General features: G+C 49.1%; 8 protein-coding genes and 7 pseudogenes. 6 read left to right on the forward strand and 9 right to left on the reverse strand.

Annotation, left to right across the window (positions count from 1 at the left end; translation table 11 throughout):
* Positions 1-59 precede the first annotated feature (59 nt).
* Positions 60-1749, reverse strand: a pseudogene (locus tag D368_RS14220) (AMP-binding protein).
* Positions 1750-1854: 105 nt separating this feature from the next.
* Here D368_RS14220 and D368_RS14225 point away from each other — a divergent pair.
* The gene (locus D368_RS14225) at positions 1855-2532 is read left to right on the forward strand and encodes a DUF2711 family protein (RefSeq protein ID WP_101562328.1); all 678 of its coding nucleotides are present in this window, start codon (positions 1855-1857) and stop codon (positions 2530-2532) included.
* Between the two features lie 139 nt (positions 2533-2671).
* Here the strand turns inward: D368_RS14225 and D368_RS14230 are convergent, their stop codons facing one another.
* The 5 genes and pseudogenes from D368_RS14230 to zapA form a co-directional block, all read right to left on the reverse strand.
* Positions 2672-3076: a DUF350 domain-containing protein gene (locus D368_RS14230; RefSeq protein ID WP_003152541.1), complete on the reverse strand. Its 405-nt coding sequence runs from the start codon at positions 3074-3076 to the stop codon at positions 2672-2674.
* Positions 3077-3092: 16 nt separating this feature from the next.
* A pseudogene (locus D368_RS14235) lies at positions 3093-5445 on the reverse strand (endonuclease MutS2).
* A 20-nt stretch (positions 5446-5465) separates the two neighbouring features.
* On the reverse strand, positions 5466-7178 hold the full coding sequence (gene polX / locus D368_RS14240; protein WP_128574918.1) for a DNA polymerase/3'-5' exonuclease PolX: 1713 nt from the start codon (positions 7176-7178) through the stop codon (positions 5466-5468).
* Between the two features lie 105 nt (positions 7179-7283).
* Complete coding sequence (locus tag D368_RS14245; protein ID WP_003152534.1) at positions 7284-7817, reverse strand: CvpA family protein; 534 nt, start codon at positions 7815-7817, stop codon at positions 7284-7286.
* A gap of 7 nt (positions 7818-7824) precedes the next feature.
* Complete coding sequence (gene zapA / locus D368_RS14250) at positions 7825-8046, reverse strand: cell division protein ZapA (protein ID WP_486129268.1); 222 nt, start codon at positions 8044-8046, stop codon at positions 7825-7827.
* A gap of 168 nt (positions 8047-8214) precedes the next feature.
* Between zapA and rnhC the strand changes: the two genes are divergently transcribed.
* Complete coding sequence (rnhC, locus tag D368_RS14255) at positions 8215-9156, forward strand: ribonuclease HIII (protein ID WP_029973351.1); 942 nt, start codon at positions 8215-8217, stop codon at positions 9154-9156.
* Between the two features lie 37 nt (positions 9157-9193).
* On the opposite strand, the pseudogene pheT reads toward rnhC, so the two are convergent.
* The 3 genes and pseudogenes from pheT to D368_RS14270 all read right to left on the reverse strand — a co-directional run bounded on the left by pheT (position 9194) and on the right by D368_RS14270 (position 13763).
* A pseudogene (pheT, locus tag D368_RS14260) lies at positions 9194-11607 on the reverse strand (phenylalanine--tRNA ligase subunit beta).
* 13 nt (positions 11608-11620) lie between these two features.
* On the reverse strand, positions 11621-12655 hold the full coding sequence (gene pheS / locus D368_RS14265) for a phenylalanine--tRNA ligase subunit alpha (RefSeq protein WP_003152530.1): 1035 nt from the start codon (positions 12653-12655) through the stop codon (positions 11621-11623).
* Positions 12656-13016: 361 nt separating this feature from the next.
* Positions 13017-13763 (reverse strand): TrmH family RNA methyltransferase, encoded by a 747-nt coding sequence (locus tag D368_RS14270; protein ID WP_128574919.1) that lies wholly within the window; start codon positions 13761-13763, stop codon positions 13017-13019.
* A gap of 120 nt (positions 13764-13883) precedes the next feature.
* Here D368_RS14270 and sspI point away from each other — a divergent pair.
* The 4 pseudogenes from sspI (at position 13884) to D368_RS14290 (ending at position 18078) form a co-directional block, all read left to right on the forward strand.
* Positions 13884-14098 (forward strand): annotated as a pseudogene (sspI, locus tag D368_RS14275) (small acid-soluble spore protein SspI).
* A 60-nt stretch (positions 14099-14158) separates the two neighbouring features.
* Positions 14159-15243, forward strand: a pseudogene (locus D368_RS14280) (CdaR family transcriptional regulator).
* A gap of 99 nt (positions 15244-15342) precedes the next feature.
* Positions 15343-16754: pseudogene (glcD, locus tag D368_RS14285) on the forward strand (glycolate oxidase subunit GlcD).
* Positions 16751-18078: pseudogene (locus D368_RS14290) on the forward strand ((Fe-S)-binding protein). The pseudogenes glcD and D368_RS14290 overlap by 4 nt, the downstream one beginning before the upstream one ends.
* The last annotated feature ends 38 nt before the right edge of the window (positions 18079-18116 follow it).

Raw genomic sequence — 18116 nt, forward strand, 5'->3', positions numbered from 1 at the left:
TGACTATTCATTCATAACTTCATAATAAAAAGGAATCCGGATTTTGTCAAGTTTTTCTTTTAAGGCACCTTGTTTTCATGGGAAGCATCTTCCTCTTCGACTAAACGCCTTCTTAATATTTTTCCGACGGCCGTTTTCGGAAGCTCTTTTCTGAATTCGTACAGCTTCGGGACTTTGTACGGCGCAAGCCGCTCTCTTGCAAACGCATCAAGCTCATCGGGATCTGCCTCAGCGCCTTTTTTTCAAAACGATAAATGCTTTCACCGTTTCCCCCCTGTAGGAATCAGGAATGCCCGCTACGACGATTTCCTGAACAGCTTCATGCTCATAAAGCGCCTCTTCCACCTCCCGGGGGTAGATGTTGTATCCGCCGGCAATGATGATGTCTTTTTTCCTGTCGGCGATGTAGAAAAATCCTTCCTCATCCATATATCCCATATCTCCGGTAAACAGCCAGCCGTCTCTGATGACACGCGCCGTCTCCTCCTGCTTATTCCAGTATCCTTTCATGACCTGAGGGCCTTTTACGATCAGCTCGCCGTGTTCATACGGCTCCGCAAGCCCGCTTTTTTCTTCTGAATATATTCCGGCGTCGGTATTGGGCCAGGGACAGCCGATGCTGCCGGGTTTATTTTTTCCCCAGATGAAGTTTGAATGGGTAACCGGTGATGCCTCGGATAATCCGTAGCCTTCCACAAGCTTTCCTCCGGTCACTTTTTCAAATTTCTGTTTGACCTCAACGGGCAGCGCCGCTGAACCGCTCGGACAGCTTACAATGGAGGACAAATCATACTTATCCAGCTCCGGGTGATGCAGCAGCCCGATGTAAATCGTCGGCGCCCCGGGGAAAACCGTCGGCTTCAGCCTGTCGATTGTTTTCAGGGTATCAAGAGGATTGAATTTGGGAAGAAGGATCATTTCACATCCCTGCATAATGGAAAAATTGAGCACGGCGGTCAATCCGTACACATGAAAAAAAGGCACGATGCCGAGCACCTTTTCGGCTCCCTTTTTCATTTTATACATCCAGGCGGCGCACATTTCTGTATTGGCCTGAATGTTTCGGTGTGTGAGCATGACGCCTTTCGGATAGCCGGTTGTTCCGCCCGTGTATTGAAGCACGGCGATGTCATGCGCAGAGTCAATATCAAATGGCTCTGCTTCCTCCGCTTTTTCGTCTTTTAAAATATCCGCTAATTTGTGAATTTGTTCGCAGCCATCGTAATCAATATGCACCTGTTGTTTTTGCGTGAGCGTATAAAGCATTTTTTTCGGAAACGGCAAAAAGTCTTTTATACTTGTTGTAATAATGCGTCCGACCAGTGATAACGTTTTCATTTTTATCACTTTCGGAAACAGCATATCGAGGGTGATGATCACGCGCGGCGCACTGTCTTTCAGCTGATACTCAAGCTCGTGTTCCGTGTAGAGAGGATTGGTCTGAACGACAATGCCGCCGGCAAACAATACGCCGTAAAAAGCGATGACCGACTGCGGACAATTGGGCAGCATAATGGCGGCTCTGTCACCTTTTTTCAGACCTGTTTTGCGTAAAAAAGCGGCTAGCTTTAATGAATCTGTGAGAACGTCTTGGAATGTGAGTTTTTTTCCGAGAAAATAAATCGCGGTATGGTTTGGGAATTGAGCTGCGGAGTTTGTCAGATTGGATGGCAGGGTTTGATCGGTAAATTCAAGCTCATGCGGAATCTCTTCGGGATATTGAGAAAGCCATGGCTTTTCAGACTGCATAATACCTCTCCCTTCTGTTTTCCTATACGCTATTATTATAGCAGAAGGGTGATTGGAATGGGAAAGCGTTTCATGTGAAATTTCGAGTTTCAGGAGGTGTTGAGTTTGCTGGAAACGCTGCATTTTGAAGAGGGAGTTCCTATCCTGCGCCAGCTGCCGAAGCCGTTTACGTCGGCCGCCTTTTTGCTCCATCCCTTTGTCCGGATGCCGGATGGGCGGGAAGAGCAAAAGCGCAAACGGCCTTATGAACATATGTATCCGAGTGATGAGGAGATCATCGCGATGGGCAGGCCCGTTTCCTGGCAAACCGTCATGACCGTTTGCGGCCTGCGTTCTGAAAAAGAAACGGCGCTTGCGCTTATGACTGCTGTCACGGCATTGCGGGAGGAAAATGCACATCCTGAATCCGCCGAGCGGTTAAATCGGCTCCATCATCCCGATCTGTACTTGCCGAGCGATGATGTCACTTCGCCATTTTTGATTCCGGGACTTTTGGATGTGTTCCGTTCAAAAGGCATAAAGCGCTGCACTTATTATGAGCCGTTCGAAGAGAAAGGCATATTTTTACTCAATCAAACGGCGGCTTCGGATGTATGCGGACTGCTGCAGGCTGACATGATTATTGCCGATGTAAAGCGGCGCTCCGCTTTTATGAGCATATATGATTCTTTTACGACACTCTTTCTTATGGAAGATCAAGACATGCGGTCTGTCGTCCGCGCCATGAATTGGGAAGCCGTCATTTGCTCTGATACGGCCTGCATAAACTGGTATTCTCAATAAAAAAAGGCCGCCGATTTGAGTTCGGCAGCCTTTTTTCAGTATTAAGATGTCATGACCAGATAAATAAGTCCGATGAACAGAAAAATCCCCGCTGCCGACAGCAGCACTTTCGCAAGCTTCTCCATTTTTCCCCGTCCCCTTAAATCCCGGCGGCCACCACAAATGACAGGCCGACTGAGATGACAAATGAAATAAAGCCGACAGCTCTGTTATCTTTTTCAATTTCTTTATCAATTTTAAACCGGGGCGTCAGAAATTCAAAGATAAAATAGCTGATTAAAAGCATAATAAATCCGTATACGCCCCAGCCGATCATTTGCAAAAGCGAATTATGCTGGGCGATGCTGTGCTGAAAGACATTTGCGATACCGAGAATTTTCCCTCCGGTCGCCATTGCCACCGCAAGATTGCCTTTTTGGATTTCCACCCAGTTTTTATAGGATGTCACCAATTCAAACACGGTCAGAAAAATGACGAGACACAAGACGGCCACACTGTAATAAGCCGCGATTTCAACAAGCTCATTTTCCCAAAAAGCATTCATGACGTTTTCTCCCTTTTTATTTTAGTTCGACAATCGTTACGCCTGATCCTCCTTCTCCCGCTTCCCCGAACCGCGAGCTTTTCACGCTGCGGTGGTTTTTCAGAAGATCCTGCACCCCTTTTCGGAGGGCGCCCGTGCCTTTTCCGTGAATGATGGACACTCTCGGATAGCCGGCAAGCACCGCGTCATCTAAATATTTTTCGACGCGGCTGAGGGCGTTTTCGTAACGCTCTCCCCTGAGGTCAAGTTCAAGGGATACGTGATAATCCTTCCCTTTTACGGCGGTGATTGCTTTTCTTTTTCGGTTCAGGAGCCGATTTGAGAAACTCGAGATCTTTTTCCTTCACCTTCATTTTGAGGATGCCGATTTGGACGTTCCATTCTTTCTCGCCGGTTTTTCAAGCAGCGCCCCTTTTTGTCCGAATGTGAGCACCTTTACTTCGTCGCCCGGCTTCAGCTCGCGTTTTTTCTCTATTTTTCTTTCCGGCTGCTTTGATTTTTCAAAAGCCGGCATCGCGTCTCCGAGACGTTTTTTGGCGTCAATCAGCTCGTGTTCCTTAAAGGATCTGTGTTCTTGCTTGATGGACCTGAGCTCGCGGATAATCTGTTCGGCTTCATTTGCGGCGGCTTCCAGTTTTTCCGCAGCTTTCCGCTCGGCTTCTTCCATCATTTTATCTTTTTGGGCATTCAGCTCAATGATTTGCTGCTGAAGCTCTTTGTGCAGTTTTTCTGCTTCTTTTCTGAGTGATTCGGTTTCAGAAAGCTCTTCATCCGCTCTTTTTTTGCTTTTTTCAAGCGATGCAATCATCAAATCGACTTCGTTATGTTCGGCGGTCATTTCTGACTTCGCCTGGCCGATGATATGCTCCGGAAGCCCAAGGCGTCTTGAGATTTCAAATGCGTTGCTTCGGCCAGGCACTCCGATCAGAAGCTTGTAGGTAGGCGAAAGCGTTTCAATGTCAAATTCAACGCTGGCATTCATGACGCCTTGTCTGTTATATCCGTATGCTTTCAGTTCCGGATAATGGGTTGTCGCAAGCACTCTGGCGTTTGTCCGGTGAACTTCGTCAAGGATGCTCATGGCAAGCGCCGCCCCTTCCTGCGGATCTGTTCCGGCACCGAGTTCATCGAACAGCACAAGACTGTTTTCAGACACGTCTTTTAAAATATTGACGATATTGACCATGTGGGATGAGAACGTACTCAGACTTTGTTCGATCGACTGTTCATCGCCGATATCGGCAAACACATTGTCAAATACGGCTGCTTCCGATCCCTCGTCAGCCGGTATGTGCAATCCTGCCTGCGCCATTATCGTCAGCAGCCCGAGTGTTTTTAACGTAACGGTTTTACCGCCCGTATTCGGTCCCGTGATGACGATCGTTGAATAATCTCCGCCCAGTTCAATATCGTTGGCCACGACTTGATCTTGGGGCAGCAGCGGATGGCGCGCTTTTTTCAGACGGATAAAGCCGTCTCCGTTCATGAATGGTTTTGTCGCCTTCATTGCTTTTGCGTATCTCGCTTTGGCGAAAATGAAATCCAGTGTCTGCAGCACTTCCACATTTTGAGCGATTTCTTGTGTGTGTTCAGCGGTATGCTCCGTCAGCATCCGGAGAATCCGTTCGATTTCCTGTTTTCTTTACTTTCGCCTGCTGAAGCGAGTTGTTCATATCTACGATCGCCTGCGGTTCAATAAACAGTGTCGCACCGGATGAAGATGTATCGTGGACAATTCCGCCGTAGCTTGATCTGTACTCCTGTTTGACCGGGATGACAAAGCGGTCATTCCGAATCGTAACGATGGTGTCAGACAGCATTTTAGAAGCGGAAGATGAACGCAGCATCGATTCAAGCCGGTCTCTGACTCTTGATTCAAGCGTCCTGAGCTGTGTGCGGATTCCCCTTAAAGCGGGAGACGCATGATCAAGCACTTCACCATGGTCATCAATGCAGGAGTTAATCTCCCTTTCCAAATCGCCTAATGTAATCAGCTCTTCTGCATGGGCCTGTATCAGCGGAATGCCGACGCCGTCTTCTGTCATTTGGCTGATAAAATGCTTCATTTGTTTAACGGCATACAGCAGCCCGGACAATTCGGTGAATTCTGCCGGCGTCAGCACACTGCCGATTTCCGCCCGCCGTAAAGCGGATCTTATGTCGGTCAGGCCGCCGAACGGAGCATGGCCTCTCAAGCGCATGATTGCGGATGCTTCTTCGACTTCATCCAGCTGTTTTTGGATGTCTGCGAGATCCGTCAAAGGTTTCAGCTGCAGAAGCTTCTCCCGGCCGAGCGATGAGGCGGCATGTGCGGTAATCTGTTCTTTTACTTTATGAAATTCAAGTGATGATAACACTTTTTGCTGCACGGTTTTATGGTCCTCCTTACTTAATCATTGCGCGTCAGAAATGCTTTGACCTCATGTAGCGGCCGGGCGTTTAACACATGTTTTGTCTCCGTCCAGCCTTTGCGCGCAGCGGTCACGCCCGTTTTCATATCATCGAGCATCTCGATATTATGGGCATCGGTATTAATGACCAAAGTCACACCTTTTTCATTTGCTTTGATCAGATGCTCAGTCCGTAAATCGAGGCGCGCGGGGTTTGCATTCAGTTCAAGCGCCGTATTTGTTTTGGCGGCGAGTTCAATCAGCTTATCGATGTCGACTTCATAGCCGGCCCGTCTGCCGATCAGGCGTCCCGTCGGGTGGGCGATAATGTCCACGTGCTTATTCGTCAGCGCCTGTTCAAGCCGTTTCATAATGACATGCTCCGGCTGGCTGAAACTTGAATGAATAGATGCGATGACAAGATCCATTTCAGACAGAACACTGTCATCATAATCAAGCGAACCGTCGGGGAGAATGTCCATTTCTACGCCTTTAAAAATATGAAAATGTTCAAATTCAGCGTTTAACGCGTCAATTTCTTCCGCCTGTTTTTTGAGCCGTTCGGCCGTTAACCCGTTGGCTACCTTTAAATATTGGGAATGGTCGGTGATCGCCATGTACTGGTAGCCTTTTGCCATACATGCTTCTGCCATTTCTCTGATGGAAAAAGCGCCGTCACTCCAGGCTGAGTGCAAGTGGAGATCGCCTTTTATCGCTTTATGCTCCACAAGGTCCGTTTCTTCCCGGTACGTGTCGACCTCCTGCCCCCTTTCTCTGAGCTCAGGAGGAATAAACGGCAGACCGAAGTGGGCGTAAAACGCTTCTTCACTCGGGAACGTTTTGACGTCTCCCGTTTCTATGGTTTCTACTCCGTATTCACTGATCCGTTCACCGCGCTCTTTCGCCAGCTGGCGCATTTTAATGTTGTGGTCTTTAGAACCGGTAAAATGATGCAGTGTGGTGGCAAACTGTTCCTCTGTCACTAGCCGGAAATCCACACTCGTCTCATATTCAAAGGTCAGGATGACTGATACCTTTGTATCCCCGCCCGCTATCACGTCTTTTACGTTCGGGAGGGAAAGAAGCTGTTCTCTGACAGCCTCCGGATGATCTGTAGCGATAATGTAATCCAGATCTTTTACGGTTTCCCGCGCTCTTCTGAGACTGCCGGCCCGGGAATATTTCTGAATATCCGTCAGCCGGGCCAAATGTTCTTCAATGACTGAAGCAATGCTGAGCGCATAGCCGATCGGAAACCGTTCCGGCTGTTTTCCGGCTTCTCCGAGAGCCTGAAGGATTTTCTCCTCCGTTTTTTTGCCGAAACCGGCGAGCCCCTGTACTTTTTGCTGCTCGCATGCTTCTTTCAGCGATTCCGCGTCATGAACACCCAGTTCCTGGTACAGCTTGGCGATTTTTTTGCCGCCGAGGCCCGGAAGCTTCAAAAGAGGAACCAAGCCTTCCGGGACTTCTTTCTGCAATTGGAGAAGCGTGCCGGACACACCTTCCTGCATATATTCACGAATGACGCCGTAGGTGCCTTTTCCGATTCCGGATAAAGACATCATGTCGTCGATTTCCGACAGGCTGCGGTCATCCTGCTCAAGCGCCGCTGCCGCTTTTCGGAAGGCTGATATTTTAAACGGGTTGTCCCCTTTCAGTTCCATATAGACCGCAATCGTTTCAAGCAGCCTGATGATATCTTTTTTATGCATACTGTTAACCCCCAGTCGTTTCCTGCTTTTCATCATACAAATTTTTCTCCTCCGGCACAACTGACGCAGAGCTTGAAAAAAACTTCTCCGGTCAAGAGAAGTTTTTTATGCCCCGTACTGGGCCCACAGTTCTTGCAGGAGCCCTGACAGATACGGCGTATGATGTGTGATGATATTTGCAAGCGTCGATTGTGCGAGCATATCCTGAAGCGCGCTTACCGGCAGTACGGATGCGACGTATAACAGGATAAACGCAAATAAATAGACTTCCAGAAACCCAAGCACCCCGCCCAGCAGTTTGTTGATCTGTTTAATGACCGGAATGCCGGCGATGATATTAAGCGCCGCTCCGATAATCCGGAGCAGAATCTTTGCGATGATAAACAAAATGACAAACGCGATCGCGTTGTAATAAGCCGTCTCCACGTTTCCTTTAATAAAAGACAGAGCCGCCTGCCCGCCGGAAAAATCAGGCGCGGGTATAAAACTCAGATGCGGGGCCAGGTTTTTGTAAAAAAGCGCCGCAAACGCAATCGAGAGGATGAAGCTCGTTAAATATATAAATTGGAGGATAAACCCTCTTTTTAATCCAAGCAATGTGCCCATTAAGAGCAGAACTAAGATGATGATATCTATCATATGGTGTTCATTCCTTTTCTTTAAGCTGCCGCTCCAATATTTCATATTTTTCTTGCAGTTTCATATAATCATGCACGACATTGACCGCAGTCAATACAGCGAGCTTATTTATATCAAGATATGGATTTTTCTCGTTGATTTCTCTCATTTTATCATCAACCATTCCGGCCACATGGCGCATGTGCGCTTTGCTTTCTTCCCCGATAATGGTGAAGTGCTGGCCGTAAATGTTTACTGTCGTTTTGGTTTTTTGCCGTCAGACAACGTTTCTCCTCCATTCCGCGAGAATCCTAGTTCCTATCATACCACGATTATCGTTTGAATGGAAAGACGAGCCTCGGGCTGTTATGATACACTGGTATATACAGTGAAAAGTGCCAAAAAAGGAGATTATATCGTGTCCCATTCTGTTATAAAAGTATCCGCTTCCGCTATGGAACAAATGAAACAATCCTATGCCGGCTCCCTAACTGCCGCCGTTCCGCAGGGCGCCGTCTTCCAGGCCAAGCCTCCGGGCTGTACCATTACAGCCTACCGCTCGGGCAAGGTTCTCTTTCAAGGAAAAAACGCCGGCACAGAAGCGGCCCGCTGGGGAACGGCTGAGGCACCGAAAGCAAAGAAAACCGTCAAAAAAGCGGCCGATCCGCTTTACGCTCCCCCGGCGGGCATTGCCTCCATGTCAGTGATCGGCTCTGATGAAGTCGGAACAGGCGATTACTTCGGGCCGATAACGGTTGCCTGCGCTTACGCAGACAAAACAAAGCTTTCTTTAATGAAAGAACTCGGTGTGAAGGATTCGAAGGATTTAAAAGATCCGCAGATTATTGAAATCGCCAAACTGTTAATTAAAACCATTCCTTACAGCCTGCTTGTGTTAAAAAACGAAAAATATAATCAGATGCAGGAAAAAGGCATGAGCCAAGGAAAAATGAAGGCGCTCCTTCATAATCAGGCGATTTCCAATCTGCTGAGAAAAATGAACGGCGTTAAACCGGAAGCGATTCTGATTGACCAATTCGCAGAGCCCGGCATTTATTTTAAGCATCTTTCCGGACGGGATATCGTAAAAGAAAAAACGTTTTTCAGCACGAAAGCGGAAAGCATACATCTTTCTGTCGCCGCAGCCTCTATCATTGCGCGATATTCTTTCTTAATTGAAATGGATAAGCTTTCCCGTGAGGCTGGGATGACGATTCCAAAGGGCGCGGGGCCGCACGTCGATGAAGCTGCCGCCAAGCTGATCATCAATAAGGGAGAAGGTGCGCTCAGAACGTTCACCAAACTTCATTTTGCCAATACGCAAAAAGCGAAACGCCTTGTAGAACGGAAACGGTCATAATTAAAAAAGCTTGCAGAATGATCTGCAAGCTTTTTCTTTATCCTCTTAATACCGCCTGATACGTTTCTTCCAGCGCTTTCAGCACGTTTTCATGTACTTTTGTCACTTCTTCTTCTGTCAATGTTTGTTCAGGGTTAACATATTGGAGCGAGAAGGCGACGGATTTTTTGCCCTCTTCCATATGCTCACCTTCGTACACATCAAATACGGTGACTTCTTTCAGCAGCGCGCCGCCGGCTTCTTTGATCACGGCTTCGAGCTGTCCGCTTGTAACGGTTTTATCTGCCACAAGCGCAATGTCGCGCGTGACGGACGGGTACTTCGGAATCGGCGTATACACGACAGGTTCTGTTTCCTCGGTCAGAAGCGCGTGCAGATCAAGCTCGAACACATACGTTTCTTTGATATCCAGCTCTTTTTCCATTGCCGGATGCACCTGGCCGATAAATCCGGCAAGCGAACCGTTCAATAGAATGTTTGCCGTCCGGCCGGGATGCATGTTTTTGCGTTCAGACTGGACAAATTCAACCCGGTCTGACACATTCAATTGATGCAGCAGGCCTTCAACGATTCCTTTGGCGACGAAGAAATCAACCGGCTTTTTCTCACCCTGCCATAAATTTTTGCGCCACAATCCGGTTACAGCTCCGGCAACCCGTTCTTTTTCAACCGGTTTTGTGTTTTCTTCTTTCGTCAGAAATACAGAACCCGTTTCATATAAAGCAACGGAATCAGTCTGTCTGGCCAGATTGTATGAAACGGCTTCAAGAAGATTCGGCACGAGGCTGTGTCTGAGAATGCTTCTTTCTTCGCTCATCGGCAGAGCAAGCATCGTGTTGAATGATTTTTCGATCGCAAAAGCGGCCGCTTTTTTATCATTCGTTAATGAATAAGTGGTCGCTTGTGAAAGACCCGCTCCTTCAAGGAAACGTCTCACTTTCCGGCGTTTTGCCTGATACGGTGTCAAGCCGCCTGTCGTGCCGGCCGTTTCCGGAAGCGTGGACGGAATATTGTCATACCCGTACAATCTCGCCGCTTCTTCAATCAGGTCTTCTTCTATTCTAATATCTCCGCGGCGGGACGGCACTGTTACGACGAGAACGTCTTCAGCTTCACCGACTGCAAACCCGAGGCGCTTGTAAATGCTGATGATTTCTTCTTTAGCGATTGCCATGCCAAGCACGGCGTTCACTTTTTCAACAGACACGTGAATGTTGTTTGCTTCGATTTTCAGATGGTTTTCTTCAACCGTGCCTGAGAGCACTTCTCCGCCGGCATATGCCTGAATGAGACTGCAGGCCCGTTCAGCCGCCAGCAAAACGCGGGCCGGATCAATGCCTTTTTCATATCTGGCGCTCGCTTCGCTTCTCAGTCCGAGGTCTCTCGATGCTTTGCGGACGGTCTGTCCGTCGAAATAAGCGGCTTCCAGTAAAATCGCAGTGGTGTCTTCACGGACTTCAGACTCAGCTCCGCCCATGACTCCCGCAACGGCTTGCGCTTTTTTCCGTTTGTGATGACCAAATGGCTGCTTGACAGCTTGCGCTCTTGTTCATCCAGCGTCACGATGGTTTCGTTTTCCGCCGCTTTTCTGACGACGACCTCTTTTGAACCGAACCGGTCGTAATCGAAAGCGTGAAGCGGCTGTCCGTACTCAAGGAGGACGAAGTTTGTAATGTCCACGACGTTATTATGCGGGCGGATGCCTGCATTCATCAGCTTCGTCTGCATCCAAAGCGGTGACGGGCCGATTTTGACGTTTTTAATGATTTTTGCGGCATAATGCGGATTGGCCTGCGTATCTTCAATCTTGACGGAAACAGCATCCGCCGCTTTTTCTGCCGCTTTTTCATATGAAGCCTCCGGAAGCTTTACCTCTGCGCCGAGGATAGCCGCAACTTCATAAGCCACGCCAAGCATGTTCATCGCGTCGGCGCGGTTCGGCGTTAAGCCCAATTCTAAAATCGCATCATCAAGCTGAAGGGCCGCCATTGCGTCAGCTCCCGTTTCAGCATCATTCGGAAAAACGAAAATGCCTTCCGCATATTCTTTCGCCACGAGCTTGCTTTCAATGCCGAGCTCCTGAAGGGAACAGATCATGCCGTGAGACGCTTCGCCGCGCAGCTTGGCTTTTTTAATTTTGAAATTGCCGGGAAGCACGGCTCCGACCGTTGCAACGGCAACCTTTTGTCCTTTATCAACATTCGGGGCGCCGCAGATAATCTGAACGGGTTCCTCCGCACCGATATCAACAAGGCATTTGTTGAGTTTGTCGGCATTCGGGTGCTGTTCACGCTCAAGCACGTGTCCGATGACAACGCCTTTTACGCCTTCCCCTTTATACTCAATACCCTCAACTTCAATACCGGCTCTTGTAATTTTTTCTGCAAGCACGGCCGGGTCGATTCCCTGCAAGTCAACGTAATCTTCTAACCATTTATATGAAACAAACATGTGTATCCTCCTCTTACGCCTGTTTAAACTGCGAAATGAATCTGACATCATTGGTATAGAAATGGCGGATATCTTCAATGCCGTATTTCAGCATCGCGATACGTTCCACACCCATTCCGAAAGCGAAGCCCTGGTATTCCTCAGGATTGAAACCAGCCATCTTCAGCACGTTCGGGTGAACCATGCCGGCGCCGAGAATTTCGATCCAGCCTGTTTTTTTGCAGACGGAGCAGCCTTGGCCGCCGCACTTAAAGCAGGTTACATCCACCTCGACAGAAGGCTCTGTGAATGGGAAGAAGCTCGGACGGAGCCTGATTTCACGGTCTTGGCCGAACATTTTTTTGGCAACCAATTCAAGCGTGCCTTTCAGGTCGCTCATGCTGATTTTGCGGTCCACGACGAGACCCTCGATCTGCATGAACTGATGGGAATGTGTCGCGTCATCGTTGTCGCGGCGATACACTTTACCGGGACAAATGATTTTGACGGGGCCTTTTCCTTTATGCTTTTCCATCGTTCGCGTCTGCACCGGTGACGTCTGCGTTCTCATCAGCATTTCTTCTGTAATGTAAAAGCTGTCCTGCATGTCGCGGGCCGGATGTTCCTTCGGCAGGTTCAGCGCCTCAAAGTTGTAATAATCCGTTTCCACTTCAGGGCCTTCTTCGACGGTATATCCCATGCCGATAAATAAATCTTCAATTTCTTCAATAACGACCGTCAGCGGATGGCGCCCGCCGATGTTTACCTGACTGCCCGGCAATGTGACGTCAATCGTCTGGCTGCTGAGTTTTTTATTCATCTCTTCTTGTTCAAGCTGTTCATTTTTCGCCGTAATGGCTGCTGCAATTCGCTCTCTCACTTCATTGGCGAGCGCTCCCATTTTCGGGCGCTCTTCGGCGGACAGTTTGCCCATGCCGCGGAGAACTTCTGTAATCGGCCCTTTTTTTCCGAGATATTGCACCCGAATGTCGTTAACTTCTTTTAATGAACCCGCCGCTTCTACTTTTTCTGCAGCTTCCAGTTCAAGCTGTTTAAGCTTCTCTTCCATCATGCATCCTCCTTTTATGTAAACCAAACCGTTCTATGCCTTTTTCAGAAAACAAAAAAACCCGCCCCTTGAGAGAAGGGACGAGTTGTGGCCGCGGTACCACCCTTTTTAAGGCAGACTTCATCTGCCGACAGCTTCATTGACATAACGGAAACGATCGTTCCGGTTCACCTTTACGCGCGTTTGGCGCGGTCCCGGTGACAACTCGAGAGGTGAAAATCAATTTCTGTGCTGCGATAAAAATGCTCTCAGTCAGCGGCATTTTCTCCCTGGAAGGCAGCGTATGCAAAAATTGACGTCCTCTGTCACGGTTTTTACATTATTGCTATCTATTATAGTGAAATCCAAGGTTTTTCGCAACCTATCCTCTGAGATGATAAACGAGGATGGCGGCCGCTACCGCCACATTCAGCGATTCCGCCTTTCCGTACAGCGGAACGTACAGGTTGAGATCGGTTTTTTGCAGAAGGCCTGCGTCCACTCCCGCCCCCTCGTTCCCGACGATTAACGCGAACGATTCTTCAGGCTTCACGCTTTGATAAGCGGCACCGTTTTCAAGCGCCGTGCCGTAGATCGCGACGCCTTGTGATTTCAGCTCAGCGGTAAACTCATCAAGCGGACGTTTCAAAATGGGAATATGAAAATGAGATCCCTGTGCTGAACGCAGCGTTTTTCCGTTGTACGGGTCTGCCGTTCCCTCACCAAGGACAACGGCGTCGATCCCCGCCGCATCTGCCGTTCTGATCATTGTTCCTAAATTCCCCGGGTCCTGCACGGCATCAATCAGAAGCAGCCGTTTCAGCTGATCAGGCTGCTTATCCGGCATATGGCAGACCGCGGCGATCCGCTGAGGCGTTTCCGTTTCCGTCACGGCTGAAAACGCGTCTTCGCTCAGCACGTAGCACGGAATGCTCATGTCCAGATCGGCCGGGATGGCGCTCTCATCGTTTACGAGAATTTCTTTTACCGTTCCCTTTGATTTGAGCGCTTCTTCTGCCAGATGCTCTCCTTCTATCAGAAATGTATTCGTTTTAAGTCTCTCTTTTTTTGTGTGAAGTTTTTTCCAGTCCTTCACTTTTTGGTTTTTTGCAGAGTCGATTCGTTTCACTTTATGTCTGTGCTCTCCTTTTTTCATGCATGTTGTTATTATATCTCAAGAACAGCACATAATAAACCGCGTGCGCGGTAAGAATATGCGTATCACATTCAGGAAAAAGGAGCGGTTGTAATGGATCTTAATTTACGCAACGCCGTTATTGCCAATGTAACCGGCAATAACCAGGATCAGCTGGAGCATACTATCGTTGATGCCATCCAAAGCGGTGAAGAAAAAATGCTTCCGGGCCTCGGCGTCTTATTCGAAGTTCTTTGGCAGCATGCGTCAGACTCAGAAAAAATGAAATGCTCAAAACACTTGAAGGCGGATTAAAACCTGCGCAATAAGCATGAACCGGGTGATGGCACACCCGGTTTTTTTGTATAATAATGGCGAGGGGGATCGCCATGCAGTTACAGCCGGAACTGGCAAAGAAATTGATTGCCGAAGTCAAACATATGTACACCCGCGAAGTGATTATTGCCGATACAAAAGGGATGATCATCGCGGGCACCAACGAGGCGCGCGCCGGATGGTTTCATGAAGGCGCACTGATCTGCGCCCGCGAAAAACGGAATGTCATCATTACGAAAGAAGATGAAAAACGGCTCCAGGGCGTAAAAGCAGGACTGAACCTCCCCGTTTTTCAGGCCATGAGGTGATCGGAGTGTTCGGTCTGACAGGAGACCCTGACGATATCCTGCCTTTCGGAGAATTGCTCAGGAAAATGACGGAGCTGTTTATTAAAGAAACGCGCCATATGGAAGAAGCGCAGTGGCGTGCGAGAATGCTTGAATCCTTTATGGTTGATTGGCTGCAGCTGAAAGAATGGTCTCCGGGCTTTTTAGAAAAAGCAAAGCTCATCGGCGCAGACCTTCACGCATACCGCCGGATCATACTCATTCAAGGACGTTATGAGCAATATAAAGCGGAGGAGCTCGGGCGGCTCTGGCAGAACGAATGCCCTGAAGACCTGTTTGTCCGCTGGGGAAATGAACGCATTCTCATTAATCATGAAGCAAATTCGGCTTCCAAAACACAGCTCATCAAAAAGATCGGCGCCGTTTTCGGGCAGCCTGTCACCGCCGGCATCGGACGGATCGTTCCGGGAGAGCGCCTCGCGGAATCATACGAACAGGCGGATAAAGCACTTTCAGCCGGAATCGGTGACAAGCAGGCCGTCTTTGAAGAAGATTTAAAACTGGATATGTGTATTGCCGATATCGCACCCGGTACGCGGTCGGAATTTTCACGGCGGGTTCTCAAGCATGTACTCGGCCGGGAAGAACTTCTGGATACGCTGCGCGTCTTTTTCGACCGGCAATTATCGTTAAAGCGCACCGCCGACGACATGCATATTCATATCAATACATTGCGCTACCGTCTTTCCAAACTGGAATCACTGACAAATATGAAGCTTGACCATCCCGAAGACATAACGGCTTTTTATTTGGCGCTCCGCTTTTTAGATCAACATACAAAAAGCACGTAATCATATCATCATTTTTCATATGTTTCTCCATAGTGTGCGGAATCGTTTTTCTTTACAATTAAATGAAAACGCTTTTCTTATCAGGGAGGTTGGGAGAACATGATTTCACGAGAGGCAAAAGAAGCGTTCATCCGGACGGTCGGGAAGGAGAATTATGATGATTCGGCGGCGGGGCGTCTAGTGTATTCTTATGATGCGGCTCCTCAGCTGCAAGCCATGCCGGATGCGGTAATCGCCCCCCGCAGCGCGGATGACGTGTCCCGTATATTAACGATTTGCAGCAGGCATGACATTCCGATCGTGCCGAGGGGTTCAGGCACAAACTTATGCGGCGGCACATGTCCGTCTGAAGGCGGGCTTGTGCTTTTATTCAAACATATGAACCGCATTCTTGAAATTGATGAAGAAAATTTGACGGCAACCGTCCAGCCGGGCGTGATTACGCAAGATATGATCCGTGCGGTTGAGCAAAAAGGTTTATTTTATCCGCCTGATCCGAGCAGCATGAAAATATCGACGATCGGCGGGAATATTAATGAAAATTCCGGCGGACTGCGCGGTTTGAAGTACGGCGTCACCCGGGATTATGTCCTCGGCCTTGAAGCCGTCTTGGCTTCAGGCGATATCATCCGCACAGGAGGGAAGCTGACAAAGGATGTCGCCGGTTATGATCTGACCCGGCTTTTCGTCGGATCAGAAGGTACGCTCGGCGTTGTGACGGAAGCGACTTTAAAGCTGGTTCCGAAGCCGGAAACGAAAAAACGCTGCTTGCACTCTATGAACATATTGAAGCGGCTGCGGAATCTGTTTCTGCCATCATCGCTGAAAAAATCATTCCGGCCACACTCGAATTTCTGGATCAGCCGACACTGCAGGTCATTGAAGATTACGCCAAGATCGGGCTTCCGACCGATGCAAAAGCGGTGCTGCTGATCGAACAGGACGGTGACATCGAAACGGTCAGACGAGATATGGAAAAAATCGAAGCCATCTGTAAAAACGGAGCAGCCGTATCCGTCCAAACGGCCGAAACCGAGGAAGAGGCATTCGCGCTTACAGAGGCCAGACGGTCCGCATTATCAGCCCTTGCCCGGCTGAAACCGACGACGATTCTGGAAGATGCCACCGTGCCGAGATCACAAATTGCCAATATGGTCAGAGCCATTAACGAGATTGCAGAAACATACGGCTTGTCCATCTGCACATTCGGCCATGCCGGAGACGGCAACCTTCATCCGACGTGCACCACCGATATCCGAAATACAGAGGAGATGGAACGTGTCGAAAAAGCTTTTGCCGCTATTTTTGAAAAAGCGATTGAGCTGGGCGGGACGATAACGGGTGAACACGGGGTCGGTATCGTAAAAGCGCCGTATTTAGAAATGAAGCTGAAAACAGAAGGCATCACCGCCATGAAAGCGATCAAACAAGCGCTTGATCCCCAAAATCTGCTGAATCCGGGAAAAATATTCGCCAATTCATCAAGGAAACGCGTGGTGGTGATGAAATGACAACGGCTAAAGAGCAGCAACAAATTCAAACAGAATTCAAAACCCGCATGGATGAAGGTGAATTGCTGAACTGTATGCGCTGCGGCTTCTGCCTTCCTTCCTGTCCGACCTATATCGAATCGGGATTTCAAGAATCCCATTCGCCGCGCGGCCGGATCGCCCTGATGAAAGCTGTCACAGACGGACTGATCGAGCCGGATGAAGATGTCGAACGCTCACTTTCGCTGTGTCTCGGATGCCGGGCATGCGAGCCCGTTTGTCCGGCAGGGGTCAATTACGGACAGCTGCTTGAAGAAGCGAGGGATATCATTCATCAAAATAAAAACATAAGCCGGGCGTGCGCCTCTTGCGGAAAGCCGCCTTCACCGGGCTTTTCCCTCATCAAAACCGCATGCAGGCAGCCGTGAATCTTCTCGGAATATACCAAAGATCGGGACTGCAGACAGCCGTCAGAAAAACCGGTATGCTGCGCGTTTTGCCTGAACATCTGCGCACAATGGAACAAGTGCTCCCGCCCGCCCCGAAACGGAAAGACATGAAGGAAAGGCCGCGTTTTCTTCCTGCCGCGGGTCCCGTCCAAAAACGGGCCGCTTTTTTCTCGGGCTGCTTAATGGATACGATGTTTTTAGCGACAAATCATGCGACAACGGCGCTTTTACAGGCGGCCGGGTGTGAAATCGCGGTTCCGGACGGCCAGGCGTGCTGCGGCGCGCTTCACGGGCACAGCGGAGAAAAAGAGATGGGAAAAGAACTGGCCAAGCGGAATATCGCCGCTTTTGAGGCGCTTGGCGCTGATTATATCATTACAAACGCCGGCGGATGCGGCGCCTTTCTTCAGGAATATCCTCATTTACTGAAAGATGAACCTGGATGGGCGGAACGTGCCGAACAATTTGTCCGGAAGCTCAAAGATTTTTCATCCGTACTGGTTGATCTGAAGTTCCATCAAAAAAACCTGCGGGCGCAGTCTCCTCATATCGTCACATATCAGGACTCCTGCCATCTCCGCAATGTGATGCATACGTCAGAGGAACCGCGAACGCTTTTGAAAAGCATTAAAGGGGCGGAGTACAGAGAAATGGAAAAGGCCGACAGCTGCTGCGGGTCGGCGGGAATTTATAATATAACAGAGTCAGAGATGTCTATGAAAATATTAGACAGCAAGATGAAAGCCGCCGGAAAAACGGAGGCGGCCGTCATCGTGACAGCCAATCCCGGATGCCTTCTGCAAATGCAGCTCGGCATTTTACGCGAAGGATTAACAGACCGTGTCCGCGCGGTTCATTTGGCGGATTACCTTTTGGAAGCGGCGGATTTGTCATAAGATGAAAGCAGAGAGACCGATCGGCTCTCTGCTTTTTT

The sequence above is a fragment of the Paenibacillus lentimorbus NRRL B-30488 genome, assembly GCF_000411595.1.
Taxonomy (GTDB): Bacteria; Bacillota; Bacilli; order Bacillales; family Bacillaceae; genus Bacillus; species Bacillus velezensis.